The sequence below is a fragment of the Gordonia humi genome, from assembly GCF_014197435.1.
In the GTDB taxonomy this organism is placed as follows: Bacteria; Actinomycetota; Actinomycetes; order Mycobacteriales; family Mycobacteriaceae; genus Gordonia; species Gordonia humi.
Window position 1 is genome coordinate 1,767,462 of record NZ_JACIFP010000001.1, and the last position, 26,328, is coordinate 1,793,789.

The window sequence follows — 26,328 nt, forward strand, 5'->3', positions numbered from 1 at the left end:
GGCGTTGTCAACCACAGACCCGGATTGTGGTCCCCGGCATCCGCCGGAGACCGGAGTAATGCAGGTTCGACGTCCGCCGACTATTAGAGTGTGACGTAGGGCTGGTCGTTACCTTCTGTCGCGGAGGCGCGACAACGACCGGGGCGCAAGCAATCGAGGGAGAACAATGTTCGAACGGTTCACCGACCGCGCACGCCGGGTTGTCGTCCTGGCACAAGAAGAAGCGCGGATGCTCAACCACAACTACATCGGCACCGAGCACATCCTGCTGGGCCTCATCCACGAGGGTGAAGGCGTGGCGGCGAAGGCGCTCGAGTCGCTCGGCATCTCGCTCGAGGCCGTGCGCAGTCAGGTGGAGGAGATCATCGGCCAGGGCCAGCAGGCCCCGTCCGGCCACATCCCGTTCACCCCGCGTGCCAAGAAGGTCCTCGAGCTCAGCCTCCGCGAGGCGTTGCAGCTGGGCCACAACTACATCGGCACCGAGCACATCCTGCTCGGCCTGATCCGCGAGGGAGAGGGCGTCGCCGCACAGGTGCTCGTCAAGCTCGGTGCGGACCTCAATCGCGTTCGTCAGCAGGTCATCCAGCTGCTCTCGGGCTACCAGGGCAAGGAGCCGGAGACCGCGGGCACCGGCGGACGCTCGTCCGACTCGGGCACGCCGTCGACCTCTCTGGTCCTGGACCAGTTCGGCCGCAACCTGACGACCGCCGCGTCTGAGGGCAAGCTCGACCCGGTCATCGGACGTGAGAAGGAAGTCGAGAGGATCATGCAGGTCCTCTCGCGCCGCACCAAGAACAACCCGGTCCTCATCGGCGAGCCCGGCGTCGGCAAGACCGCCGTCGTCGAGGGCCTCGCGCAGGCGATCGTCGCGGGCAACGTGCCCGAGACGCTGAAGGACAAGCAGCTGTACACCCTGGACCTGGGCTCTCTGGTCGCGGGCAGCCGCTACCGCGGTGACTTCGAAGAGCGACTGAAGAAGGTCCTCAAGGAGATCAACACCCGCGGCGACATCATCCTGTTCATCGACGAGCTGCACCAGCTCGTCGGCGCGGGCGCCGCCGAGGGCGCGATCGACGCCGCCAGCATCCTCAAGCCGAAGCTGGCCCGCGGCGAGCTGCAGACGATCGGCGCCACCACGCTCGACGAGTACCGCAAGTACATCGAGAAGGACGCGGCGCTGGAGCGCCGCTTCCAGCCGGTCCAGGTCGGCGAGCCGTCGGTGGAACACACCATCGAGATCCTGAAGGGTCTGCGCGATCGTTACGAGCAGCACCACAAGGTGTCCATCACCGACGGTGCTCTGGCCGCGGCCGCGTCGTTGGCCGACCGGTACATCAACGACCGCTTCCTCCCGGACAAGGCGATCGACCTCATCGACGAGGCTGGTGCGCGCATGCGCATCCGCCGGATGACCGCTCCGCCGGACCTGCGCGAATTCGACGATCGCATCGCCGACGCGCGCAAGGAGAAGGAGTCGGCGATCGACGCGCAGGACTTCGAGAAGGCCGCGAGCCTGCGCGATAAGGAGAAGAAGCTCGTCGCCGAACGGGCCGAGCGCGAGAAGGCGTGGCGTGCGGGAGATCTGGACATCGTCGCCGAGGTCGACGACGAGCAGATCGCGGAGGTCCTGGGCAACTGGACCGGCATCCCCGTCTTCAAGCTCACCGAAGAGGAGACCAAGCGTCTGCTCCGTATGGAGGACGAGCTGCACAAGCGGATCATCGGCCAGGAGGACGCCGTCAAGGCGGTCTCGAAGGCGATCCGTCGTACGCGAGCAGGTCTGAAGGATCCGAAGCGTCCGTCGGGCTCGTTCATCTTCGCCGGTCCGTCCGGTGTCGGTAAGACCGAGCTGTCCAAGGCGCTGGCCAACTTCCTGTTCGGCGAGGACGACGCGCTCATCCAGATCGACATGGGCGAGTTCCACGACCGCTTCACCGCGTCGCGGCTGTTCGGTGCGCCTCCCGGATACGTCGGCTACGACGAGGGCGGCCAGCTGACCGAGAAGGTCCGCCGCAAGCCGTTCTCCGTGGTCTTGTTCGACGAGATCGAGAAGGCTCACCCGGAGATCTACAACACACTGTTGCAGGTCCTCGAGGACGGCCGACTCACCGACGGTCAGGGTCGGACGGTCGACTTCAAGAACACCGTTCTGATCTTCACGTCCAACCTGGGCACCGGCGACATCTCGAAGGCCGTCGGGATGGGCTTCTCCAAGGACGACGGTCGCGGCTCCAACTACGAGCGGATGAAGCAGAAGGTCAACGACGAGCTGAAGAAGCACTTCCGCCCCGAGTTCCTCAACCGCATCGACGACGTCATCGTGTTCCACCAGCTCAAGCAGGACGAGATCCTGGAGATGGTCGACCTGATGATCGGTCGTGTCGAGACGCAGCTGAAGAACAAGGACATGGCGATCGAGCTGACCGAGCGGGCCAAGAACCTGCTCGCCAAGCGCGGCTTCGACCCGGTGCTGGGAGCGCGTCCGTTGCGTCGCACCATCCAGCGCGAGATCGAGGACCAGCTCTCGGAGAAGATCCTCTTCGAGGAGATCAAGGGCGGTCAGATCGTCCTGGTCGACGTCGAGGGCTGGGACGGCGAAGGCGACGGCGAGGACGCCCACTTCACCTTCACCGGCTCGGAGAAGCCCCGCGACATCCCCGATGACGCGGTGGAGCTGACCAAGACGGTCGGCGGCGAGGCGGACGCCTGAGTCGTACGACCGACTCCGATCATCTGAACGGCCGACGGGACTCCCGTCGGCCGTTCTTTTCGTGCCCAGACAGGTGTGGTATTTGAGACGATGCCGCGGTCTGCGGAGATTCTGGCCTACTGTGCATGACAACCTGTGCCTATGACTCAGAGCCAACCGGTGTCCACCGGCCGACCCGCCACGCCGCCCCTGCCCGTCGTCGCCGGTGTCGGCGTCGTCGTCGCGGGTATCCTCCTGATCGTCTTCAGCTTCATGGGCTGGGCGACCAATGACGAGTCGACGATCAGCGTGTCCGGCCTCGGCAGCGTGTCTGCGGACGGGATCGACGAGCACATGGAATCGATGCTCGAGACGAGTACGCATGCCACCGGCGTGTGGACGATCGTGTTCGGCGTGCTGCTGGTGCTCGCGGGTCTGGCACTCGTCTTCCGCCTGTTCCCCCAGATGTCCGGCGTCTTCGCCGGTCTGATCGGCATCGCTGCCTTCATCACGACCGTCGTGTTCTTCGCCGATCCCGCAGGAGTCCTCCCCGACGAGGTCACGTCGGCCGATCATGTGAACCGGGGCACCGGCCTCTGGCTCGTCTTCATCGGCGGCATCATCGGACTGGTGGCCGGTGTCCTCGCGTTCGTGGCGACCAATCTGGGTGACAAGCTCGGCAAGCGCTGAGCTCCGTCCGCCGTCGAGCCGGTCGATCCGACGTCACCTGGTGACACGGATCCGCCGGCTCGATCTCATTCGGACGGCAGACCCGCTGTGGCGCACTGAACCTGAGAGTTGTTTAGGATTCACGTGACGATGTGACGCCGACATGGCGGCACGTGCAGACCGACGGGGAGATGCCTTCACATGACATACGGACCACCGCCCAATCAGCCGCCGTTCCCGCAGAATCCGGGGCAGCCGCTTCCGCCGACGAGTGGAATCCAGGGGAAGCCGTCCGTCCGACAGGCGCTGCTGGCGCCGACCGGTCCGAAGAATCAGAAGAGTCTGATCGTCGGAGTCGTCGCGGCCGTCCTCGGCGTCCTGCTCATCGTGTTCAGCTTCTTGACGTGGCTGAACGTCGACGTCAACACCTCGGATTCGATCGCGGGCGTGGGAGACATGTCGGTCGACATCCACATGACGGTGACCGGCATGGGCAGCGATTCCGTGGACTTCGACCTCGATCTCCCCGCGGGCATGCCGAGTGATTTCAACGATCAGTTCCAGAAGGGCTTCGACCAGGGGCGTTCCGAGGGAGGCGATCCCGGCATGCCCGGGATCTGGATGATCGTCTTCGGCGTCCTGGCCGTCGCGGGCGGTGTGCTGATCGCCGTCCGGCGCTTTCCGGGAATCGGGGCGGTCCTCGCCGCCGTGGCGGGCTTCGCCGCCACCATCGCGGCGATCGTCTTCGTCGCCGACCCGCTCGGTGCTTTCGGCGACGGCGATGTGGCCGACGTCGATTCGGGCACCTCGGCGGATGTGAGCGCCGGTTACGGCCTGTGGTTGACGCTCGTCGTCTCGTTGGTCTGCCTGCTCGCCGGTGCCGCGGCCGTCGCCCTCACTCTCTTCCCGGAGAAGTTCGGGAAGCCCTCCGGCCCGGCCGCGCCGGGGTTCGGTGCGCCCGGGCCGATGCCGCAGCAGTTCGGCGGGCAGCCCCAGTACGGACAGCAGGCTTCGGAATGGCCGCAGGGCGGGTACCCGCCGGCGACGCCGCAGCAGCCGCAGTACGGACAGCCCCAGCAGCCCCCGCAGTACGGCCAGCAGCCCCCGCAGTACGGCCAGCCCCAGCAGTATGGCCAGCAGCAGCCGCAGTACGGACAGCAGCCGCCGCAGAATCCGTACGGCCCGCCGCCGCAGGGTTGAGCCGACCTCCGTACGCGTGACGCGTATCGAGGGGATGCCTGGACTCGAGGTCTAAGATCACACGCGAGTCGTACTGCGCATTCGTGGTCTTCACAGAATTCTGTGTGAAACTACAAGTCATGCTCTCGTCTCGAATCCCGCTGTCGCGCGTTCTGATCGTCGTCGTCACGATGGCGGTCGTCGCCGTCGTCGGCGCCGTGATCGCCACGGCGCGCGACGGTTCGGGTCCGGCGGTGGCCGAACCGCACATGGCCGCGAAGAACACACCGGCCGTCAAGCCCCGCTATGTGTCGATGGGCAGTTCGTTCGCCTCCGGCCCGGAGTCGAACAAGCGCGGCCCCACCAACTGTGGACGAAGCCATGACAACTACCCGAACCGGGTCGCGGAGGCGCTCGGGATGCGCCTGGTCGACGTCACCTGCGCGGGATCGACGACGTCGGAGATCCTCTCGCCGTCGAAGCGGCACCACAAGCCCGCTCAGATCGACGCGGTGACCGCCGACACCCGGCTCGTCACGATCACCACGGGTGGCAACGACGTCGGCTACATCGGGCGGCTCGGTGTGCAGAGCTGTGTGAATCTGGCGATGACGGGCACGCGGCCGTTGCGCTGCAACGCGAATCGGGTGCCGTCCCCGACACCCGTCCCCGAGGCGTTCGTGGACGTCGAGCAGCACATGGAGCGGATCGTGCGCGAGATCAAGATCCGTGCCCCCAAGGCGAGGATCGTCTTCGTCGACTATCCGCCGGTCGTCGCCATGACGGACATCGTCTGCCCCAAGCTTCCGCTGGCGCCCTGGGAGGTCGCCGAAGCCGCCGCCGTCGCCGACTCACTGGCCGCGGTGACCGCCCAGGCCGCACACGCGACCGGCTCCGTCCTGGTCCAGCCGTCACAGGCGGGCAAGGCGCACACGGTGTGCTCGGCCGACCCGTGGCTCCAGGGGTTCCCGGGCAGCCCGCCGTACCACCCGACGCTCGCCGGAAAGCAGGGTGTGGCAGACCTGGTCGTCGCCGCGCTGCGCTGACGCCCGGACGCCCACGACGAGTTCGGCCCCGAGGGAGACGATCCCTCGGGGCCGAAGCGGTCGCGGTCACATCTGACGCGCTATTTGAGCAGGTCCGGGCGATCCTGGTGATGATGCGCGGGCTCGGCCTCGGCGTCGGTGTCGACGGGGGCGTCCGTCACCGGATCGTCCATCTCGTCGACCTGCGACGGCGTCGGCGCGTCAAGACCCGCCTGGATGTCGGCGGCCCGCTGTGCGCGCGTCTCCGACAGCTGGTGGTACGCGACGACGAGCGCCGAGACCAGCAGCAGCGCACCGATCGCCGCGATCGCCGAGCCGATCGAGGTGTTGCCCCACACACGCAGCGCGACGCCGAACACGACGCCGCCGGCGCCGACGAGGCCGGATTCGATGGGGCGCTGTCGGCGCCAGTCCTCCCGCTCGCGGCCGGTGGTGATCAGGCTGACCGGACTGCGACGCAGCGTCTCGACCAGAGCGACGGTCAGAATGATCGTGATCACGTACGTGTAGAAGATCTTCCAGCCGGAGCTGACCGTCCAGTCGCGGCTGGAGCTCATCACCTCCGACAGCACGAACACGTGCGCCAGGTAGATGCCGTACGAGCGATCCGATCCCTTGCGCAGAATCGTGTCCGGGATGGATCCGGGGGTGCGCCTCTGCTGCCAGATGGTGCCCAGCACGTACAGGATGAAGATGATCGACAGCAGCGCGAAGACGTTGTGGAACATGAACACGTTGGTGGCGCGGAAGATCTCCTCGTTGCCCGCGGCCGGGTCGGGGATGTTGCGGGCGATGTTGGCCTTGCCCGCGTAGTAGACGAGCGTCGTGATGATGGTCGCCAGGCCCGCGCCGACGATGAACCAGCGCCACCTCTTCATGAACGTGGTGAACGCCTCGAAGTGATACGCCGCGAGGCAGCCGCCGAAGATGAAGAACTGGTACGGCAGGATCGTCACCGGGAGGTACCGCCAGATGACGCCGAAGAAGCCGGACTCGAACAGTGCGGTCGGAGCGCCGCGCACCATCTGGTACATGAACCACGCCTGGATCGCGCCGCTGAGCACCAACAGGTATCGGTGATAGCCCCACGTCCGTTTGATCACCCACAGCACGGCCGGGAACACCAGGTAGATCTGCATGCTCACCGACATGAAGTACAGGTGGTACGCGGCGTGCCCGGTGATCAGGTCGTAGGCGAAACTCTTGACGGCGAGTTCGATGTCGTGAGCGCTGCCGAAGATGCCGGTGACGCCGCCGTTGTCGTAGTGCCGCTTGAGCCAGTAGAACAGCGACCACACGAGGAACGGTAGACCGATCAGTTTGTATCGCTTGCGCCAGAACGTCGGCGCATGCAGATCACGGTTCCGGTACTGGTACGTGAGCACGAATCCGGTGAGCGCGAAGAAGCAGTAGCGCGTGTACCGGAGGAGGAGGCCGACGCCCTGGGCGACGAACGCCGTGTACGGGACCAGCCCCAAGATGACGTGATCGAGGATCACTCCGGCGAACGTGACCAGTCGAACGAAGTCGATCTGGTACAGGTGCCGGTCCTTCTTGGCGGGCTTGGTCGGCGCCTGCGGCGCGCTCTTCTCGGCGACGTCGCCTGCTTTTTCTGACATGTGTAATGCGGTCCGCTCGTCTATCTGATGCGCGCGTCGGCGCTTTTGCTGACTGTAGGCAGGCTACTCGGTGCGGCATGGACTTCCCGCATTTGGACGGCATGCGCGGGGTGTCTTGTCGCGAAGCTCCGATTGATCCAGGTTCCCGAAAACCTCCGATAGCGCTAAACTACTGTGACAGTTGTTTCTAGAGAGACTAATGGGGTTGATGATGCGAGTGTCTGTCGTGCGAGGGGTCGCCGCACTCTCTGTCGCCGTGGCGACGTGCGCTGGTGCGGGAACCGCCTTCGCCGAGCCGTCCACGCCGCCGGTGCCCGCGACCGCGCAGCTGCCGTCGCGCATCGTCTCCAATACGAAGGTCACCCCGCGTGAGTCGCTCTTGGAGGTCTACTCGGCCTCGATGGGGCGCACCGTCTCGCTGACCGTGCTGCGCCCCCAGGACGTGTCGAAGCCCGCGCCGGTGCTGTACCTGCTCAACGGTGCGGGCGGCGGCGAGGACTCGGCGACGTGGAAGGCCAAGACCGACTACAAGGACTTCTTCGCCGACAAGCGCGTCAACGTCGTCACCCCGAACAGCGGAGCGTTCTCGTACTACACCGACTGGCAGAAGGACGATCCGGTACTCGGGCGCAACAAGTGGCAGACCTTCCTCACCGAGGAACTGCCTCCGCTGGTCGACGAGGCGTTCTCGACGACCGGCGCCAACGCGATCGCCGGCATCTCGATGGCGGGCACCTCGGTGTTCAACCTCGCCATCGCCAAACCCGAGCTGTACCGTTCCGTCGCGGCATTCAGCGGCTGTGCCCGGACCAGTGATCCGCTCGGTCAGGCGTACATCCGCACCGTCGTCGGCGACCGCGGCCGCGGGGACGTCACCAACATGTGGGGACCGCTCAACGGCCCCGGATGGAAGGACAACGACCCGTACCTGCACGCGGACAAGCTCAAGGGCGTCAAGGTCTACATGACGACCGGCACCGGACTGCCCGGCCGCTACGACGTCCCCGGCGCACGACTGATCAACGGCGATCCGGCGGTTCTGATCGACCAGGTGCTGATGGGCGGTGCCATCGAGGCGATCGTCAACAGCTGCACCCAGCAGGTGAAACAGGCCTTCGACAAGGCGGGCGTGGACACGACCGTCACCACCCGTCCGGTCGGCACCCACTCGTGGGAGTACTGGCAGCAGGATCTGCACGAGACCTGGCCGTCGATCGCGCGGGACCTCACCGCGAAGGACTGACCGCATGCCCGGCTTACTCGGCGAGGAGCCGCACGACGGTCGGCATTCATTGGGTTGCTGTCGTCGGGGGGGGGGTCGGTCGGAGTAGGTGGTGTCCATATTGGAGCCGATATCGAGGCCCGATGAACGGTGACTGTGTTCACTGCGTGTGGTCGTCGGAGGCGAGAAGGAACGTCTTGTTGAAGAATCCGCGTTCGATGGTCTCGGCGAGCAGATCGATGATCTCAGATTCGGACAGCGGCGGATCGAGCTCCCGGGCAGTCTCCGGAAGCCTGGAGACGAGGCAGCGCAGCACGACCGCCGAGATGACCGGGTCGATAGGGTATTTGAGGTCGCGCGCCACGAGGGTGTCGACGATGGCGATGTCGAAGACGGCAAGCCAGTGGGCGCCCAACCGGGTGACCAGATCGTCGTCTGCGGTCCGTTCGATCCACGCATTGATGCTGCCGGAGTACTTGTCGATGAATGAGACGGTGGCTCGTATCCAGGCCCGCAGAGCTTCTGCGTCGAGATCTACGGTATCGACCGTTCGGAGCTGTTCGACGATCTGCTCGGACTCGCGTACCGCTTCGATGCTCACTGCGACCAGCAGGTCCTGTTTTTCTTTGAAGTACTTGTAGAACGTTCCGCGGGCGAGCCCGGCCGCCTCCACGATGTCGTCGACGTTGGCACGATAGTAACCCTTCTGGCGGAACTGATCGGCCCCGGCCTCGATCAATGCGTACACTGTCCGAGTTGCTCGTTTGCTGAGATCGGCAGTGCGTTCGTCGGCGGACAAGCCTTCGATTGAGGGCAGCGTCGGGACTGCGATGGGCGACGAATCGCCCTTGCTTCCGAGAACATCGTCGAACACAGAGGCCGGTGTCTGGGGAAACAGCATGAGTTGGAGCACGACCGACATGCCATCGACCACTTCGTCGACGCCTCGTCCGAAAGTGCGATCGGTTGCGAGGAATAAATTCACACGGTGAACCACTGCGACCAGGATCGCGGCGGCCGACCGGGCGTCCAGGCCTTGGAGTTCGGCTTCGTCGAGTCGTCTCGTCAGCATGTGCACGTAACCGTCGACGAAGCTCTCGACCTGCGAACGGACGGTTGCCTCTGTGTTCGCCACCGTCGCCCACTGCACGAACATCGTCGAGTACTTGTCGAATACCCAACTCCATTCGCCCAGCCACCAGTTGAGGTTGTCGAAGCCGATTCGGGTCGGGCCCAGCGGACCGATGCGTCGCGCAACTCGGTACATGGCTCTACCGCAGACATCGAGGAGTTCGAGGAAGATCTCGTCCTTGCCGGGAAAATACTGGTACAAAGTGGCACGAGAGATGTCCGCTTCCTTGGCGATCGCGTCGACGGAAGTGTTGAAGTAGCCGTGACGGTCAAACAAATCCAGCGAGACGTCCACGATCCTCATCCTGGTGTGCGCGCCACGTTTCCCGACAGTTGCGCTCGTCGGGCCGTAACTGGATCGACGTGTAATAGGTGTTGAGTTCGACATTGTACTGAGTCTATCCTGACCAGGTTGTTTTGTGGGCGCACGACGTGGCGCGCACGTCAGAATGGGTTCAGAGGTAGCCGCGGTTGCCACAGCCTAGCGTATCTTCTAGACTCTGCGAGCGCGTAGAAACAACCACCGGTCGTTCCTGCCGTGCGGTGCATTACGGACACCAGTTCTCCAGTGCAGGGATACACGCCGATCGGGCTATACGCCGCTGGTGCTACGGTGCGCTGACTGCGAAGTCCGCAGATCCAGAGATCGCAACGTCGCCGGTCTGGCGAGTGCAGGTGAGATCAACGGTGACGACCGCGCCTTCTTTGGATTCGTTGACACCGACGACCGTTCCGCTGCAGGTGAGGATGTCCCCGGGCCATACCTGATTCTGGAAGCGGACCTGAAAGCGTCTGATGTTCACTGCGCCGAGCCAGTCGGTGGCGAACGTGGCAAGCAGAGCGGTTTGATGCATGCCCTGCGAGAATACCGACGGGTTTCCGGCGCCGCGCGCCAGGTCGTCGTCGTAGTGCATCGGATTGAAGTCGCCGGACGCGCCGGCATACTTCACGAACATCTGCCGCGTCATCGGACCGAACTTTCGCGGCAGCGCGGAGTCACCGACGGCGAGTGTGGCGGGGTTCGTCATTCTGTGACCTTTCGGGCTGCGCGTTCGATGAAGGTCCCGGTCGCTCGGGCGACGAGACGCCCTTCCGAGTCGCGGTAGTCAGTGACGACGACGGCGAACCGCATCTGGCCGCCGCGTTTCCCCGGCTTTTCATACCGCTCGACGACGGCCTCCTGTGCTGTCAGCACATCGCCGACGTGAGGCGGCCTGCCGACGAACTCGTACTGCTGCTCGCCGTGGAGGAGTCGCTTGCGTTCGAAGCCGACGTTCACGCGGACTCCGGCCGGAGCCCATTGGGCGGCGGTGACCAGGAAGGTGGGCGGAATGATTGCGTCGGGGCCCTGATACGCCGGATTGTCCGATTGCATCGCGGCGGCGAACTCGCGGATCTTGCCTTGCTCGATGCGGAATTCCCAGGGCAGGCCGCTGGTGCCGACAGGCGAGGCGGTGTCGTCTGGATCATGCGTCATGAGAGTTCTCCAAGGGATAGTTCTGCGAGGTACTTGCTCGTCAGTTCGACCGAGGTCACCGGGTAGCTGTGCGCGATCTCAGGATCGAGCCCGTCGCGGGTCAGCAGGGCGGCCAGCCTGTTGTTGATCAGCGACAGGACGAACGCCGCGACGAGCTTGTAGTAGGTGATGTCGTCGTCCACGCAGCCGCCGAGCTCACGGTATCGCGCAACGGTCCCTTGGCTGTCGGGAATCCCCGATGGTCTGCTGAAGCTGAGCCCTTCGCACAGGAACTCCTCGAACATCAGCCACCAGCCGAGGTCGATCTCGGCTGGGCCGGTGGTTGCGGTCTCCCAGTCGTACAGGGCCGTCACCGACATGTCGTCGGCGAACGCCATGTTGCCCACGCGGGCATCGCCCCAGACGACGCCCTCGTGGTCGGTCTCCGGCGCCGTGGACATGATGACGCGGTAGGCGGTCGCCAACGTGTCGGTCCCGACGATGATGTCGTCGCGTGCCCACTCGTACCATTCGCGCAGGTCGGCGAGGTATCGCGTAAGGGCCGACGTGCTCGGGTCGGCGCCCTTCCGAAGGAATTCGATCGTCTCCGGTGCGTCGACGGCGTGTACCGCGACGAGCGATCGAAGTGCGTTGTCGAACATCGTGGTGCGCTGCTGCGCGGTCAGCTCGGTGGTCCACCCGCGCTTGTGCCAGCTCGGCACGTCGGAGGGAGTCCGGCCGATGGTGCGGCGCATGAGATAGAACGGAGCGCCGAGCACGGCCGAACTGCGTTCGATGAGCACGATCTCCGGGACCTCGACTCCGGGAGCGTCCTTCAGGAGCTCCATGATCTCCGCCTGCCTGGGCGCGTCGGGCTCGGTGAAGAGCTGATGCTCCGACGCCTGGAGGCGGAGCACGAGGTCCTCGTGCGCCCGACCGCCTTCGGCGTTGGTCCAGTCGGCGGTGAAGAACACCGTCTTACCCGAGTAGCCGGCGTCCGGGCTGGAGAAGTCCGAGATCGCGAACCCGCTGCCGCCGGGAGCGATGCGCTCCGGCAGCCAGGCGAGCAGAAGGTCCCTGGCGTTCCCACCGAGGTCTCCCCGTGTGGGGGTGTAGCTCATCGATAGCCTCCTTCGTTCGACGGCGAGAGGGCGCGTTGCTGTCGATTCCTCTTCCGAAAAGTGATCATTACTGTCAGAATAAGCGAATGGGTGACAAAGAATCTAGTGTTTTCATGACTCCGGGTGCCGACACCCGTCCCCGGTCGCAGCAGGTGGCCGCCTTCGGCGGGTACACGCTGCCCGGCCGAGTGAGTGATCCGCGGGTGGCGATCGGTCAGGCGGAGGCGGCCGAGCGTCTCGGATTGGGCACGCTGTGGCTCAGTGAGCGCTGGGGGACCAAGGACTTCGGCGTCCTCTCCGGCGCGATCGGGCAGGCCACCGACTCGATCAAGATCGCATCGGGTATCACGCACTTCCAGTCGCGGCATCCCGCGATGCTGGCGTCCATGGCCATGACTGCGCAGGCGATGACGAACGGCCGGATCATGATCGGGATCGGCCGCAGTGTCGACGCCATGTGGAAGGCGGTCGGGTTGCCGCCGCCGACCAACGCGTCGATCATCGATTCGGTCGAGTTGTTCCGCAAACTGTGCGCAGGTGAGAAGGTCCGATACGACGGTCCGGCGGGCACGTATCCGTCGCTGCGTCTGGCTGATGTTCCTGACCAGCCGGTTCCTCCTCTGGTGTTTGCCGCGATCGGGCCGAAGGGGCTGGGTATCGCGGGCCGGCACTTCGACGGTGTGCTCCTGCATCCGTTTCTCACTCCCGCTGCAGTGTCCGAATCAGTGAAGACCGTGCGTGCGGCCGAGCGAGAGGCCGGGCGGCCGACGGGCAGCGTGAAGGTGTACGCGACCGTGGTGGTGGCGCCCGACCTGCCTCCGGAGAAGGAGATCGCGGTGGTCGGCGCACGTGCGGTGACGTACTACCAGATCCCGACCTTCGGTGAGCAGCTCGCGAAGGTCAACGGCTGGTCGGTGGACGATCTGGAACGTCTGCGGTCCCATCCGCATCTCAAAGACGTTCGAGGCGCCGCGGACTCGGTGCGCACGCGCGATGAGTTGATCGACGTCGCATCGGCACTGACGACAGAGTGGATCACGAGCGCGTCGGCCGTCGGGTCGCCTGCGGACTGCCAGGCGATGTTCGACCGTTACTTCGACGCGGGAGCCGACGAGATCGTGCTGCACGGCAGCACACCGGATCTGCTGGGGGCGCTGTTCGCCTGAAACTCCTAGGCAATTTTAATGACATCACCGCCAGAAATCTGACTGCAGTTTGTGTGTTGGAGTGCATCGACGTCGACACGGGCGGTGGTCCGAAGAGAAGGGTCGTACGTTGTACGAGTACCAAGGAATGTATGTAGCGGGGGAGTGGACCGCGGTGTCCGGTCCCGTGATCGAGGTCGTCTCGCCTGCCGACAACCGCGTGATCGGTCAGGTGAGCGAGGCGAGGGCGGACGACGTCGACGTCGCCGTGCACGCTGCGCGGGCGGCGTTGGAGTCGGGCGCGTGGGCGAACTCCACGGCCGAGGACCGGGCCGCGGTCCTGGACGCGATCGCCGCGGGCATCAAGGCGCGGTCGGGTGAGTTCGCCGATCTGTCGTCGGCGGAAGTCGGCTCGCCGCGCGCCTGGGCCTCGTTCGGACAGGTGAGCACGGCGGTCGGGGTGTACGCGGCATCGGCGAAGGCGTTACGGACCTATGAGTTCGAGTCCACCCGGCCGTCGGTGATCGGCGGCGAGGTCCTCGTCCGACGAGTCCCGGTCGGAGTGGTCGGTGCGATCGTGCCGTGGAACGCGCCGTTGTTCACCGCGGCGTTGAAGCTCGCTCCGGCGTTGGCGGCGGGATGCACGGTGGTCCTCAAACCGTCGCCGGACGCTCCGTTGGCGCTCGCTCTGTTCAGCGAGGTGCTCGAACAGGCGGGACTGCCGGCCGGTGTCGTCAACATCGTCTCCGGGGGCGTCGAGACCGGACGGGCGCTCGTGTCGAACCCCGGTGTCGACAAGATCAGTTTCACCGGATCGACCGCGGCAGGCGCCAGAATCGGCGAGGCGTGCTCGCGCGACGTCCGTCGAGTGACTCTCGAACTCGGTGGCAAGTCGGCGGCGATCGTGCTCGACGACGTCGAAGTCGACAAGAAGCTCATCGACGGCCTGGTCACCGGCGTCATGGCCAACAACGGGCAGATCTGCGTCGCGCAGACGCGCATCCTGGTGCCGCGCGGTCGGTACGACGAAGTGGTCGAGCCGCTGGCCGAGGCGGTGTCGGCCATGCGGGTCGGTGATCCGGCGGATCGTGCCACCGAGGTGGGCCCGGTGATCAACGCCGCCGCGCGTGATCGAATCGAGGCCGCGGTCTCGGGCGCTGTGGCCGAGGGCGCCCGCGTCGTGGCGGGCGGCACGCGGCCGGAAGGTCTCGACGCCGGCTCGTACGTCGCGCCGACGGTGCTCGCCGACGTCGACAACCAGATGGCGGTCGCGCGCGACGAGCTCTTCGGTCCCGTCGCGGTGGTGGTTCCGTACGACGACGAGGACGACGCGGTGCGCATCGCGAACGACTCGGAATACGGATTGGCAGGTGCCGTCTGGTCGGCCGACACCTCGCGCGCGACCCGGGTCGCCGGCCGACTCCGGGTCGGATCGGTATCGGTCAACTCGCCGGCGCCCGTCGATTTCGGCAGCCCGTTCGGCGGATTCAAGAAGTCGGGATTCGGTCGCGAGGGCGGCCCCGAGGGTATCGACGCGTACGTCGAGGCGCAGTCGATCATTCTCTGACCCTGCACAACACGAACTCAAACGAAAGAAGCAACGACATGCAGACGCAAGCAGCGGTCCTGTGGGAGCGCAACTCCGCCTGGCAGATCGAGACGATCGAACTGGACGAACCCAAGGAGCAGGAGGTGCTCGTCGAACTGCACGCCTCGGGCATGTGCCACTCGGACGAGCACATAGTCACCGGTGACATGCCGTTCCGGCTGCCGTGCATCGGCGGCCACGAGGGCGCAGGCGTGGTGAAGAAGGTCGGATCGCACGTGTCCTGGCTCGAGCCCGGCGATCACGTCGTGTTCGGCTTCATCCCGTCGTGCGGCCGATGCCCGTCGTGCTCGACCGGTCACCAGAACCTCTGCGACCTCGGCGCGAAGATCTATTCGGGGAACCAGATCCAGGACGACACGGCGCGCCACCACGTCAAGGGCGAAGACCTCGCCCTGGCCTGCGGCATCGGATCGTTCGCGCACCACACCGTCGTGAACGAGGCGAGCTGCATCAAGATCGAGTCCCATCACCCGCTCGACCGGGCCTGCCTGCTCGGTTGCGGGTTTATCACCGGATGGGGTTCGGCGGTCTACACCGCGGGGATCCGGCCGGGCGAGAACGTGGTGGTCGCGGGTGTCGGCGGCATCGGGGCGTCGGCGATCCAGGGTGCACGGCTCTCCGGCGCGCGCACGATCGTGGCGATCGATCCCTCCGAGTACAAGCGGGAGGTGGCGTTGCGGATGGGCGCGACCCACGTCGCGAGCTCGTGGGATGAGGCGCCCGGCGTGGTCGCCGAGGCCACCTGGCACCGCGGCACAGACAAGTTCATCTGTGCGATGGGTGTCGGCGACGGCAAGCTGGTCGCGAAGGCCCTGTCCATGATCGCCAAGCGCGGCGAACTGGTCGTGACCAACATTCACCCGATGGCCGAGCGCGACGTCGCGGTGAACCTGATGGATCTGACCCTGCAGGAGAAGAAGATCACCGGAAGCCTGTACGGGTCGGGCAATCCCCGCGCGGACATTCCGAAGATGCTGGAGCTGTGGAGCACGGGAGCGGTCGACCTAGACGCGATGGTCACTCGCACCTACCCGCTGGACGGCGTCAACGACGGGTACGACGACATGCGCGCCGGCCGCAACATCCGCGGCATCCTCCGGTACCCGGCAGCCGAGGCGGCGTCGGCGTGACGCGCGGCCCGCAGGTAGCGGAGGACGCCGCACCGGAATCACTCGGGCAGTCGGTCGACGACGTCGGCTGCCCGAGTGATCCGCGCCAGCGGAGCCAGGACGTTCTGCACCATGTACGCGTGGTGGTCGGTTGTGGTTCCCGCGGTGCAGTCCTCCGCCAGCAGGACGTCGTATCCCCGGTTGACGGCGTCCATCGCCAGTCCTGGCAGAGCCACGTTGGTCGATAGTCCGCAGAGTATGAGTGTCTGCACGCGCTGCAGCCGCAGCATGGCGTCGAGGTCGGTGCCGTAGAACGCGGTGAGGCCGGTCGCCCGGGCACTCACCAGGTCGGTGGGTTCTGGGCCGAGTTCGGCGGGGATCTCGACGTCGGGCGTGCCTTCGATCATCGTTTGGTCGCGCAGCGCCATCTTGCCGAGGTAGGAGTTCGGCAGCAGTCCCTTCTGGTCTGCTCGGTGGACGATGGTGCAGTGCACGACCGGGAGCGACCGAGCGCGGAACTCGCGGGCGAGCTCGGCGATGCCCGCGATGATCGCCCGCTCACGGGCCTGGTCGGCGAGCGATGCGAGGGCGCCCGCGGGCGGCTCGAGCATGCCGCGCTGGCATTCGCTGATGATGAGGGCAGGTGCGATAAGGGTAGTCATGCAAGCTCCGCGTAGTAGTGACATGAAAGCCAGTTAGTGCTGCCTGTGTCGACATATGTTATCAATAAAACAACTGGTGAAAGCGCTTGTAAACAGATGACAGTAGTGCCAGAATAATCGTGAAATCCTTACGGAAGGCGGTGCCCATGACCGAAACAGACACGACACCGATACCCCTGCACGATCTGACCTGGTGGAAACGGCCGGCGGCTGAGCGCGACGCAGACTTCGCGGCGATTCGCCGTGAGCGTCCACGCATGTTCGTGCCCATCGGTCCCGCGTCGGACTCGGGCAAGGCCAAGGGGTTCTATGCGATCACGACATACGAAGATGTTCTCGAGGTGAGTCGACGGCCGGAGGACTTCTCGTCGGGAATCGGCGGGACGCAGATCTTCGAGCAGCCCGCCGAACTGCGTGCGTACCGTGGATCGATCATCGACATGGACAACCCGGAACATGCTCGACTGCGGAAGATCGTCTCGCGTGGGTTCACGGCGCGTAACCTTGCGAGCCTCCGGGACGAGATCGAGGACGTCGTGAGCGAGATCCTCGATGAGATGCCGCAGTCCGGCGAATGCGACTTCGTCAGCAGTTTCGCCGCACTTCTTCCCCTGCGCATCATCAACAGCCTGCTCGGCATCCCGCGGGAGCACGAGCAGTTCATCCTCGACGCGACGAACATCATCCTCGGTGCCAGCGATGCTGAGTACATCGCCGATCAGTCGGCAGCGGGTATCAACGCCGCCGTCACCGAGGCCAGTAAGGGTCTGATCGACCTGCTCGACTCGCTGTCGACCGAGCGTATCGCCGATCCGCAGGACGATCTGATCTCACAGCTGGTCGCAGCCAAGGGTGAGGAGAACCTGACGCCGGCCGAGATGGCCAGGTTCTTCATCCTGCTGGTAGGTGCAGGCAACGAGACCACCCGGAACGTCATCTCGCACGGTCTGTACGTCCTCACTCAGCATTCGGAGCAGCGGGATCGATGGCTGGCCGACTACGAGGAGTACGCGTCGAGGGCGATCGAGGAGATGCTGCGCTGGGCGACTCCGGTGATCCACTTCCGCCGCACCGTGGCGCGTGACGGGGTGATGCTCGGCGACCTGGAGTTCTCCGCGGGCGACAAGGTCGTCATGTGGTACACGTCGGCGAACCGCGACGAGACGGTCTTCGACAACCCGTACGAGTTCGACATCACGCGCGAGGAGAATCCGCACGTCGCATTCGGCGGAGCGGGCGCGCACTTCTGTCTCGGCGCACACCTGGCTCGCCTCGAGCTCGACGTCGCCTTCCGGATGCTGTTCGAGCGGTTCCCGGACATCCACTCGGTCGGTGAGCCGGATCGCCTGAACTCGAATTTCTTGAACGGGATCAAGCACCTGCGTGCGGAATACACCTCGGTGACGAAATGACATACAGCGATCTCGTGGCCGAGACGGAGTCGGCTGTCCTGGCCGAGCTGTCCGGCGGTGTCCTCACCATCAGCATCAACCGCCCGGCGAACGGCAACGCCGTCCGGCCCGTCGACCGAGACGCTCTCATCACACTGTTCCGGGAGGCCGATGTCGACCATGAGGTCCGGGTCGTCGTACTGCGGGCGAACGGCCGTCAATTCTGCGGCGGCGCCGACGTGGTGAAGCTGGCGGACGGTCATGCGAAGAACGTCAAGCGGACCACCGACGGGATGAAGAAGATCATGGGCGGCGCTCAGGCACTCGTCGCGTCGGTGCTCGACTGCAGCAAGCCCGTGGTGGCAGCCGTGCAGGGAGCGGCGGCCGGCGTCGGCGCACATCTGGCGTACGCAGCCGATCTCGTCGTCGCGACGGAGAACGCATTCTTCGCCGAGTCGTTCGTCAAGCGCGGCCTCGTCGTCGATGGAGGCGGCGCCTACCTGCTTCCCCGCCGGATCGGGATGCAGAAGGCCAAGGAGATGGCGTTCTTCGGCGAGCGGCTGTCGGCCGCTGAAGCACTCGATCTCGGTCTGGTCAACAAGGTCGTCCCGGCGGACGAGCTCGACGACGAGGTGGCGGACTACGTCGGGCGGCTGTCCGGTGCACCGACCAGTGCGATCGGTTTGACGAAGCGTCTGTTCAACGAATCCCTCGACGGCGACCGAGCGAGTGCGTTCACCACGGAGGCGATGGCTCAAGAGATCCAATCGTACGCGGCCGACTCGCGCGAAGGCGTGCGCGCGTTCGTCGAGAAGCGGCCGGCCGAATTCGTGGGATGGTGACATGTCCGAGAACGATGTGAAAAAGCCGGCTAAGCCGCGCGCCGATCTTCCGACCGTCGAGCCGGGGACCGCACCGTACTGGGAAGCTGCCGCCCGCGGCGTCCTGCTGGTCGCCGAGTGCGGCGACTGCGGTGCGATCCACCATTACCCTCGACCGTTCTGTCCGTCGTGCTGGAGCGAGAACGTGTCCGCGATCGAGTGCTCGGGCCACGGAACGCTCTACACCTACTCCACCGTCTACATGAACGACCTGCACCCGTTCAAGGATCGGCTGCCCTACGTGGCGGCGATCATCGAGTTGGCGGAGGGGCCGCGTCTGATGACGAACATCGAAGGGTGCGAGCCGGCTGATCTCGAGGTCGGCATGGCCGTGAAGGCCGACTTCCGGCCGATCTCGGACGACTACACGGCCACGGTCTTCCGTCCCGCGTGAGGCGATTCGGCGGGGGCCGAGGCCCACACACAAACTAAGGAGAACTGCACATGAGCAAGCTGCTCGAGGGCAAGGTCGCCCTCGTCACCGGTTCCGGACACGGTATCGGGCGTGGACACGCACTGGAGTTGGCCAAGCACGGCGCCACCGTCATCGTGAACGACCTCGGCACGTCGGTCGAGGGAGAGGGGACCGGCAAGGTGGCCGACGACGTCGTCAAGATCATCACCGATCGTGGTGGCAAGGCGATCTCCGACTTCAGCGACATCAGCGACGAGCAGGCGGTGGAGCGGCTCGTCGAGCGCGCCTACTCCGAACTCAGTCGCCTCGACATCGTCGTCAACAATGCGGGCATCGTCCGGGATCGCGCGATCTGGAACATGAGCGTCGACGACTTCGACCTCGTCATGCGTGTGCATGTCCGCGGCAGCTGGCTGACCAGTCGTGCGGTCGCGCGGAAGTGGCGTGAGGAGTCGAAGGCGTCCGGCGGCAAGGTGTACGGGCGCATCATCAACACGACGTCCGGCGCAGGTCTGCACGGCCACTTCGGGCAGACCAACTACGGCGCGGCGAAGGCCGCGATCGCCGGACTCACGCAGGCGCTGAGCTTGGAACTCGCGTCGACTGGCGCCACCGTGAACGCCATCAGCCCGGGTGGTCGTACTCGGATGTCCGCGACGATGGCCGGCGCGGCGGCGCCGATCGAACCCGGCGAGCGCGACGACGACGACTTCGATCCGAAGGACCCGTCGCTGGGTTCCCCGGTGGTCGCATGGCTGGCGAGCCCGGAGGCGGGACATGTCAGCGGTCAGGTCATCAAGGCCCTGGGCGAGAACATTCAGTGGCTGAAAGCATGGTCGCCGGTCAGCACCGTCTCGAGCGGCGGTAAGCGGTGGGACGCGGAGAAGCTCGGTGCGGTGATGGGGACCGACGTGTTCGGCACCCGTGCTCCGGGTCTGCGTCTGGGCAGCTGAGGACCGCCCGACGGGCGAACTGCATCGGTGGGGCCCTCTCGACGTACGAATCGTCGAGAGGGCCCCACCGTCGTCAGGTCGGGGCGATTCATGGGGTGCTCCCTCCTCTTGTTCCTGCACGGCCTCATCTGACGAGTTTGTTCATATGCGGAAATGGCGTTCGGCGTCATTGTCGGCTGCGGCGAGACAAGGGTCTTCAGCGGCGCCGCGGAGTGGTGGCACCACCTCGGAGGAGTGTGCGGCCCGCACGGGGCGCCGCACCGGGGGCTGTCGGTCTCGGACGGGGCGGGACGATCGGTAATTTTAATGACGATAACGTCAGAACAGTGTTTGGGGTCCGCCTTGGAGGGTGGGCCGAAAAAACTGCTATGAACTGTTAATACGCGATTCCTATTGACACTTGTGACTGCTATCACTACAGTGAATGACTGTCAGATAACTCTCGTGCTTGGGTGTAGTTCGCCAGGGTGATGGGTATGAGAATCGCCTCGAGGAGGTTCCGTTGCCTGCGGGTGCGAGGTCCCTCGTCGGGTCGGCGGGTCCGTGCTCGGGTGCCCTGGACGCGAGGCGGACGACTGTCCGGAGCGCGTCAGGCGGGCAGGTCGCAACCGATCTCGTGGTCGACTTGATCGTGAGGGTCTATCTGACGGTGACGAACGATTCGGGTGTCGTCATGGGATCAGGTGTCGACCGGTCTCGCGACGATACCGGCGGATTCGTCTCCACTCACTGACATCCAAGAAGACCGTCGGGTCGGACGGCCCGTCGTCGCAGCAGTTCCCTTCATCAAGAAATGGCAGCTCTCAATGCAGCACTTGGTATTCCTCCTGTTAGGGCTGGGTAACGGCGCCGTGTTCGGCGCGCTCGCTCTGGCAGTCGTCCTGACTTATCGCAGCTCCGGGGTGGTGAACTTCGCCACCGGCGCCATCGCGCTGTACACGGCGTACACCTATGCCTACCTGCGGCAAGGAGAGTTCCTGATCCTCATTCCGGGACTTCCGAAGACCGTCGGCGTGGGTGGCCCGATGGGCATGTGGCCCGCGATGATCGCGTCGGTCGCGATCGCGGCGGTGCTCGGCCTGGTCCTCTACCTGCTGGTGTTCCGGCCTCTACGCCGCTCGCCGCTCGTCGCTCGCGCAGTCGCCGCGCTCGGCATCTCGCTGCTCGTCACCGCACTCGCCGCGCAGAAGTTGGGCACCGGCCAGATCGTCGTGGATCCGATCTTCCCGACCAAGGTATGGCAGGCGGGCGACTTCCAGCTGTCCTCTGACCGGTTCTACTTCGCGCTGACGATCCTCGTGGTCGCCATCGCTCTCGCCCTGGTCTTCCGATACACCAAGTTCGGAGTGGTCACACGTGCGGTGGCCGAGACCGAGCGCGGCGCCTACATCAGCGGCATCTCGCCTGATCGCGTGGCCGCATACAACTGGATGCTGAGCTCGGCGGTGGCCGGGCTCGCCGGCGTGCTGATCGCGCCGATCGTGCCGCTGGTCCCCGTCGCGTACACCCTCTTCATCGTCCCGGCGATGGCCGCGGCGATCGCCGCGCGTTTCAACCTCGTCGTCGTGGCCGTAATCGCGGGCATCGCGGTCGGCATGCTGCAGTCCGAGGCGCAGTACCTCGCATCGCTGTTCGACTGGCTGCCGGCCTCGGGTCTTCCCGAACTCGTTCCGCTGGTGCTGATTCTGGCGGTGCTGCTGATCCGTGCTCGACCGTTGCCCACTCGCGGTGCAGTGATCCTGCAGAACCTCGGTCGTGCGCCGCGTCCACTGCGGGTGATTCCGACGGCCGCGGTGATGACGATCGTCGGTGTCGTCGCACTGGTCGTCCTGGACGACCGGTTCCGCACCGGCCTGATCGTCAGTTTCATCATGGCGATCATCGCTCTCTCGTGTGTCGTCGTGACCGGGTACGCAGGCCAGGTGTCGCTCGCGCAGTTGACCATCGCAGGTGTCGCGGGCTTCCTGCTGGGGCCGATCGCGAACACTCTTCATCTGCCGTTCCCCATCGCGCCGCTCGTGGCCGCCGTGTGTGCGGCCGTCCTCGGAGTCCTCATCGGACTGCCTGCACTGCGCATCCGCGGACTCACACTGGCCGTCGTCACCCTAGCCATGGCGTTCGCCGTCGAAGCCATCTGGTTCCGCAACGGTGACATCGTGGGGTCCGAAGGCGTGGCCGCCCCCGAACTCAAGCTGTTCGGATGGGATCTGAGTATCGGCAGCGGCCTGGACTATCCGCGCGTGACGTTCGGCATCCTGGTGCTCGTCGTCCTCGTCGCCGTCGCGATCTTCGTGGCCTATCTGAGGCGTGGGCGGCTCGGCGCCGAGATGCTCGCAGTGCGGGCGAACGAGAAGTCCGCTGCGGCAGCCGGTGTCAGCGTGGTCCGGGTGAAGATCCTCGCGTTCGGCATCGGAGCGTTCATCGCAGGTATCGGCGGGTCGCTGCTCGCGTACCAACTGCAGACGGTGTCGTTCGAGTCCTTCTCGGCGATGACCGGAGTGGCACTCTTCGGCACCGTGTACCTGACCGGCATCACATCGATCTCCGGCGGAATCGTCGCGGGGATCTCGGCAGCGAACGCTCTGGTCTTCGTCATCGTCGACGACCTGTGGTCGGTCAGCGGCTGGTACCCGGTGATCACCAGCGTCCTGCTGATCTTCACAGTCATCCTCAACCCGGAGGGCATCGTCGGTCCGACCCACACCCTGCTGGCGTCGCGTCGATCGCGGGCCCTCACCGCTCGCCTCGAGGCGAAGGCCGCCGAGTCGCTCGACGCCGAAACGGCGCCGGAGTCGCCGAGCGTCTCCCCGCGGGTCATCGACCGTTCGGCGCCGCCCGAACTCGAACTCTCCGGAGTCACGGTCAAGTACAATAATGCGGTCGCGCTCCTCGACGTCACACTGTCGGTGCCGCGGGGCAGCATCGTCGGCTTGATCGGTCCCAACGGTGCCGGCAAGACCACACTGATGGACGCGATCACCGGGTTCGTCGACTACACCGGCGGCGTCTCGATCAGCGGTCAGTCGATGGCGGGCCTGGTTCCGCACAAGCGCATCCAGGCGGGGCTCGGGCGCACCTTCCAGGCTATCGAGCTGTATGACGACTTGAGCGTGGCCGAGAACGTCAAGGTGGGTCGGACTGCGGCGCTTCGTCGTCCGGCGTCGGAGGCCGAACACCGCGACTTCGGTGACTTGGACGAGGTGTTCGCACTCCTGGGCATCGCCGATCTCGCCGAGCGGGCGGCTGGCGAATTGTCCCAGGGACAACGGCAGCTCGTGTCGATCGCCCGAGCGCTGTCGGGCTCGCCCAACCTTCTGCTGCTCGACGAGCCGGCAGGCGGCCTCGACAGCAGCGAGAGCCTGTGGCTCGGTGAACGGTTGAAGAAGATCTGCGACTCAGGAGTCACAATCATCATGGTCGACCACGACATGGACCTGGTCATGAGCGCCTGCGACGAAGTACACGTCTTGAACTTCGGCGAACTGATCGCGTCGGGTACGCCCGCCGAGATCCGGGCCAACCGTGCCGTCGCCACCGCATACCTGGGAAGTGAGGCTCACGCTCATGGCTGATCTGGACTTGACCGACCCCGCCGTCGACACGGCTGCTCCGACGGGCGGCGAGGTACCCATCTTCGAGTGTCGGAACCTCTCGTGCGGTTATGGGCCGGTGACCGTGGTGCGCGACATCGACTTCTCGGCGAGCGCCGGCACTGTGCTCGCGGTTCTCGGCCCCAACGGAGCAGGCAAGTCGACGTTGCTCAACACGCTCGCCGGCCTGTTGCAACGCGTCGACGGGGAGGTCGTGATCGACGGCAGGAAGCTCCGAAGCGGCCGGGCAGGCGAGGCGAACCGTCACGGTGTCGTGCTGGTGCCCGACGACCGTGCTCTGTTCACCACATTGACCGTGCGCGAGAACCTGTCGATCGCACACCGGTCCGGCGGGCTGACGGTCGACGAAGCCGTGGACATGTTTCCGGCGTTGGGCAAGCGGATCAAGGTGAGTGCGGGTGCGCTCTCCGGTGGTGAACAACAGATGCTCGCGGTCGCACGTGCGCTCACTCAGAAGCCGCGCGCCCTCCTGATCGACGAGATGAGCATGGGTCTCGCGCCGGTGATCGTCGAAGAGCTGCTGCCCGTCGTCCGACGGATCGCAGACGAGACGAACGCGGTGGTCGTGCTGGTGGAACAGCACGTGAGACTCGCGCTCGAAGTCGCCGACGAGGCGATGGTGGTGGTGCACGGCGGCGTGCGGCACCGAGGCCCCGCGCAAGACCTCATCGGCAATCCGGGATTGCTGGAAGAGGCCTACCTGGGCGAGGGATAGTGCGGTCGGTGCAGGAATCGAACAGTCGTGAAGAGGGGACAGGGATGAGCGTGCACGACCTCACCGGTCGGCGAATCATCGTGACCGGCGGCGCGAGCGGCATGGGGGCGGGTCTGGTGCGCACGCTCCCCGGCCTCGGAGCACGCGTCGTCTCGCTGGATCGCGACGATGTCGCAGGACCGCGTATCGCCGAGGACGCCGATGCGTCGTTCGAGCACGTCGACGTCGCAGACCAGCAGTCCGTCGACCGGGCGGTCGACTCTGCGGTCGACACCCTGGGCGGTCTGGACGTGTTGATCCATGCGGCCGGAATCGCACCGTTCGCGCCCTCCGAGTCGACTCCGGCCGACCTGTGGAACACTGTGATGGCGGTCAATGCGACCGGCACGATGCTCACCAACCAGGCGGCGTTCCGGCACCTGAAGGCGGGCGGCGGGGCGGTGCTGAACTTCGCGTCCGCCGCGGGGCTGGACGGACTGCCTGGTAAGGCGGCGTATGCGGCGAGTAAGGGGGCGGTGCTCGCCTGGACGCGTACGGCGGCTGCGGAGTGGGGCAGGTACGAGATCACCGTCAACGCGGTGGCGCCCGCGATCTGGACGCCGATGTACGACAAGACGCGGTCGGAGATGTCGGATGCCGAGCTCGCCGCCCACGACGCGTTCATGGCTCAGCGCATTCCGATCGGCGGACGCCTCGGGGACATCGATCGAGACTTCGTCCCGGTGATCGCCTTTTACGCCTCCGCGGGGGCTCGATTCGTCACCGGACAGACCATCTCGATCGACGGCGGCACGTTGAAGGTCCGCTGACCTGCCGTCTGCGGAAACCGGCGACCGGAGTCGCCGAATCACAGGAGCGAGACAGTTGTGAAGATCGAACAGGGACAGGTGGCGGTGGTCACCGGCGGCGCGAGCGGAATCGGTTTCGCGCTCGCCGAGGAACTCGGCCGCCGCGGGTGCCGTCTGGTCATAGCCGACATCCGGTCCGACGCGCTCGCCCATGCAGGCGAGCAGCTGCGGGCGGCAGGCCACGATGTCGTCGATGTCATCACCGACGTGTCGGATCCGGCCTCGGTGCAAGCCCTCGCCGATACGACGATCGACCGTTACGGACGAGTCGACGTGGTCTGCAACAACGCAGGTGTCGTGGGGCCGATCGCGCCGATGTGGGAACAGAGTCTGCGGAGCTGGGAACGCCTCGTCGACATCAAACTGATGGGCGTCGTCCACGGTGTCCGTTCGTTTGCTCCGCTGCTCGTCGCCGCCGGTCGCGGACACATCCTCAACACTGCGTCGGCGGGCGGGCTGATCGTCCTGCCGGGAATGACTCCCTACAACGCGACGATGCACGCAGTCGTCGGTCTCACCGAGACACTTGACGTCGAACTTCGTAAGGCGGCTCCGGGGCTCGGCTCCACCGTTCTCTGCCCCGGCCGCGTGGCGACCGACCTGGAGAAGAACTCCATCGAACTGGACGACACGGATGCGCTGGCGTCGACCGCGAAGAGTAACGCGGCGGAGGGATTGTCGACCGACCCCGGCCTGGTGGTGTCTGCAGCCGACACCGCCTGCTGCGCTCTCGACGCGGTCGAGGCGGGCCGGGTTCACGCGATCCTCGGAAGACGACGCAGTGCGGGGATCCTCGACCGCGTGAACACGGTCGTCGCCGATCTCGTCGCGGGCGACTGACCCCCGCTGCCGCGGCG

22 protein-coding genes are annotated in these 26,328 nt (G+C 65.6%); 16 read left to right on the forward strand and 6 right to left on the reverse strand.

What is annotated here, in order from left to right; all coding sequences use genetic code 11:
• Positions 1 to 166 precede the first annotated feature (166 nt).
• The 4 genes from BKA16_RS08215 (at position 167) to BKA16_RS08230 (ending at position 5,583) form a co-directional block, all read left to right on the forward strand.
• On the forward strand, positions 167 to 2,710 hold the full coding sequence (locus tag BKA16_RS08215) for an ATP-dependent Clp protease ATP-binding subunit (protein ID WP_183370203.1): 2,544 nt from the start codon (positions 167 to 169) through the stop codon (positions 2,708 to 2,710).
• A gap of 141 nt (positions 2,711 to 2,851) precedes the next feature.
• Positions 2,852 to 3,379, forward strand: coding sequence for a hypothetical protein (locus BKA16_RS08220; protein WP_183370204.1), 528 nt, complete (start codon positions 2,852 to 2,854; stop codon positions 3,377 to 3,379).
• Between the two features lie 180 nt (positions 3,380 to 3,559).
• Positions 3,560 to 4,558: a hypothetical protein gene (locus tag BKA16_RS08225; RefSeq protein ID WP_246372564.1), complete on the forward strand. Its 999-nt coding sequence runs from the start codon at positions 3,560 to 3,562 to the stop codon at positions 4,556 to 4,558.
• A gap of 119 nt (positions 4,559 to 4,677) precedes the next feature.
• Complete coding sequence (locus BKA16_RS08230; protein ID WP_183370205.1) at positions 4,678 to 5,583, forward strand: SGNH/GDSL hydrolase family protein; 906 nt, start codon at positions 4,678 to 4,680, stop codon at positions 5,581 to 5,583.
• Positions 5,584 to 5,663: 80 nt separating this feature from the next.
• On the opposite strand, the gene BKA16_RS08235 is transcribed toward BKA16_RS08230, so the two are convergent.
• Positions 5,664 to 7,202 carry an acyltransferase gene (locus BKA16_RS08235; protein ID WP_183370206.1) on the reverse strand — a complete coding sequence of 513 codons (1,539 nt, stop codon included), beginning with the start codon at positions 7,200 to 7,202 and terminating at the stop codon, positions 5,664 to 5,666.
• Between the two features lie 208 nt (positions 7,203 to 7,410).
• Between BKA16_RS08235 and BKA16_RS08240 the strand changes: the two genes are divergently transcribed.
• Positions 7,411 to 8,445: an alpha/beta hydrolase gene (locus tag BKA16_RS08240; protein ID WP_183370207.1), complete on the forward strand. Its 1,035-nt coding sequence runs from the start codon at positions 7,411 to 7,413 to the stop codon at positions 8,443 to 8,445.
• A gap of 139 nt (positions 8,446 to 8,584) precedes the next feature.
• Here BKA16_RS08240 and BKA16_RS08245 read toward each other — a convergent pair whose 3' ends face one another.
• The 4 genes from BKA16_RS08245 to BKA16_RS08260 all read right to left on the reverse strand — a co-directional run bounded on the left by BKA16_RS08245 (position 8,585) and on the right by BKA16_RS08260 (position 12,132).
• Positions 8,585 to 9,943 (reverse strand): TetR/AcrR family transcriptional regulator, encoded by a 1,359-nt coding sequence (locus BKA16_RS08245; RefSeq protein WP_183372961.1) that lies wholly within the window; start codon positions 9,941 to 9,943, stop codon positions 8,585 to 8,587.
• A gap of 220 nt (positions 9,944 to 10,163) precedes the next feature.
• A complete protein-coding gene (locus BKA16_RS08250) occupies positions 10,164 to 10,583 on the reverse strand; it encodes a MaoC/PaaZ C-terminal domain-containing protein (RefSeq protein ID WP_183370208.1) in 420 nt (139 codons plus the stop codon).
• Entirely contained in the window at positions 10,580 to 11,032 is a 453-nt protein-coding gene (locus BKA16_RS08255) for an FAS1-like dehydratase domain-containing protein (RefSeq protein WP_183370209.1), read from the reverse strand. The genes BKA16_RS08250 and BKA16_RS08255 overlap by 4 nt, the downstream gene beginning before the upstream one ends.
• Complete coding sequence (locus tag BKA16_RS08260; protein ID WP_183370210.1) at positions 11,029 to 12,132, reverse strand: phosphotransferase family protein; 1,104 nt, start codon at positions 12,130 to 12,132, stop codon at positions 11,029 to 11,031. The genes BKA16_RS08255 and BKA16_RS08260 overlap by 4 nt, the downstream gene beginning before the upstream one ends.
• 113 nt (positions 12,133 to 12,245) lie before the next feature.
• Here BKA16_RS08260 and BKA16_RS08265 point away from each other — a divergent pair, with 113 nt between their 5' ends.
• The 3 genes from BKA16_RS08265 (at position 12,246) to BKA16_RS08275 (ending at position 16,016) form a co-directional block, all read left to right on the forward strand.
• A complete protein-coding gene (locus BKA16_RS08265; protein ID WP_183370211.1) occupies positions 12,246 to 13,298 on the forward strand; it encodes a TIGR03857 family LLM class F420-dependent oxidoreductase in 1,053 nt (350 codons plus the stop codon).
• Positions 13,299 to 13,407: 109 nt separating this feature from the next.
• Positions 13,408 to 14,844 (forward strand): aldehyde dehydrogenase, encoded by a 1,437-nt coding sequence (locus BKA16_RS08270; protein ID WP_183370212.1) that lies wholly within the window; start codon positions 13,408 to 13,410, stop codon positions 14,842 to 14,844.
• Between the two features lie 38 nt (positions 14,845 to 14,882).
• Positions 14,883 to 16,016 (forward strand): NDMA-dependent alcohol dehydrogenase, encoded by a 1,134-nt coding sequence (locus tag BKA16_RS08275; RefSeq protein ID WP_183370213.1) that lies wholly within the window; start codon positions 14,883 to 14,885, stop codon positions 16,014 to 16,016.
• 38 nt (positions 16,017 to 16,054) lie between these two features.
• Here the strand turns inward: BKA16_RS08275 and BKA16_RS08280 are convergent, their stop codons facing one another.
• On the reverse strand, positions 16,055 to 16,657 hold the full coding sequence (locus tag BKA16_RS08280; protein WP_183370214.1) for a cysteine hydrolase family protein: 603 nt from the start codon (positions 16,655 to 16,657) through the stop codon (positions 16,055 to 16,057).
• 146 nt (positions 16,658 to 16,803) lie between these two features.
• On the opposite strand from BKA16_RS08280, the gene BKA16_RS08285 reads away from it, so the two are divergent.
• The 8 genes from BKA16_RS08285 to BKA16_RS08320 all read left to right on the forward strand — a co-directional run bounded on the left by BKA16_RS08285 (position 16,804) and on the right by BKA16_RS08320 (position 26,311).
• Positions 16,804 to 18,069 carry a cytochrome P450 gene (locus tag BKA16_RS08285; RefSeq protein WP_183370215.1) on the forward strand — a complete coding sequence of 422 codons (1,266 nt, stop codon included), beginning with the start codon at positions 16,804 to 16,806 and terminating at the stop codon, positions 18,067 to 18,069.
• On the forward strand, positions 18,066 to 18,890 hold the full coding sequence (locus tag BKA16_RS08290) for an enoyl-CoA hydratase/isomerase family protein (RefSeq protein ID WP_183370216.1): 825 nt from the start codon (positions 18,066 to 18,068) through the stop codon (positions 18,888 to 18,890). Before BKA16_RS08285 ends, BKA16_RS08290 begins: the two co-directional genes overlap by 4 nt.
• 1 nt (position 18,891) lies before the next feature.
• Positions 18,892 to 19,323 carry a Zn-ribbon domain-containing OB-fold protein gene (locus tag BKA16_RS08295; protein ID WP_183370217.1) on the forward strand — a complete coding sequence of 144 codons (432 nt, stop codon included), beginning with the start codon at positions 18,892 to 18,894 and terminating at the stop codon, positions 19,321 to 19,323.
• A 50-nt stretch (positions 19,324 to 19,373) separates the two neighbouring features.
• A complete protein-coding gene (locus BKA16_RS08300; protein WP_183370218.1) occupies positions 19,374 to 20,297 on the forward strand; it encodes an SDR family NAD(P)-dependent oxidoreductase in 924 nt (307 codons plus the stop codon).
• A gap of 806 nt (positions 20,298 to 21,103) precedes the next feature.
• A complete protein-coding gene (locus BKA16_RS08305) occupies positions 21,104 to 23,869 on the forward strand; it encodes a branched-chain amino acid ABC transporter permease/ATP-binding protein (protein ID WP_183370219.1) in 2,766 nt (921 codons plus the stop codon).
• Positions 23,862 to 24,623, forward strand: coding sequence for an ABC transporter ATP-binding protein (locus BKA16_RS08310; RefSeq protein WP_183370220.1), 762 nt, complete (start codon positions 23,862 to 23,864; stop codon positions 24,621 to 24,623). Before BKA16_RS08305 ends, BKA16_RS08310 begins: the two co-directional genes overlap by 8 nt.
• A gap of 44 nt (positions 24,624 to 24,667) precedes the next feature.
• Positions 24,668 to 25,432, forward strand: a complete 765-nt coding sequence (locus tag BKA16_RS08315) for an SDR family NAD(P)-dependent oxidoreductase (RefSeq protein ID WP_183370221.1) — start codon at positions 24,668 to 24,670, stop codon at positions 25,430 to 25,432.
• 57 nt (positions 25,433 to 25,489) lie between these two features.
• The gene (locus BKA16_RS08320; RefSeq protein WP_183370222.1) at positions 25,490 to 26,311 is read left to right on the forward strand and encodes an SDR family NAD(P)-dependent oxidoreductase; all 822 of its coding nucleotides are present in this window, start codon (positions 25,490 to 25,492) and stop codon (positions 26,309 to 26,311) included.
• Positions 26,312 to 26,328 lie beyond the last annotated feature (17 nt).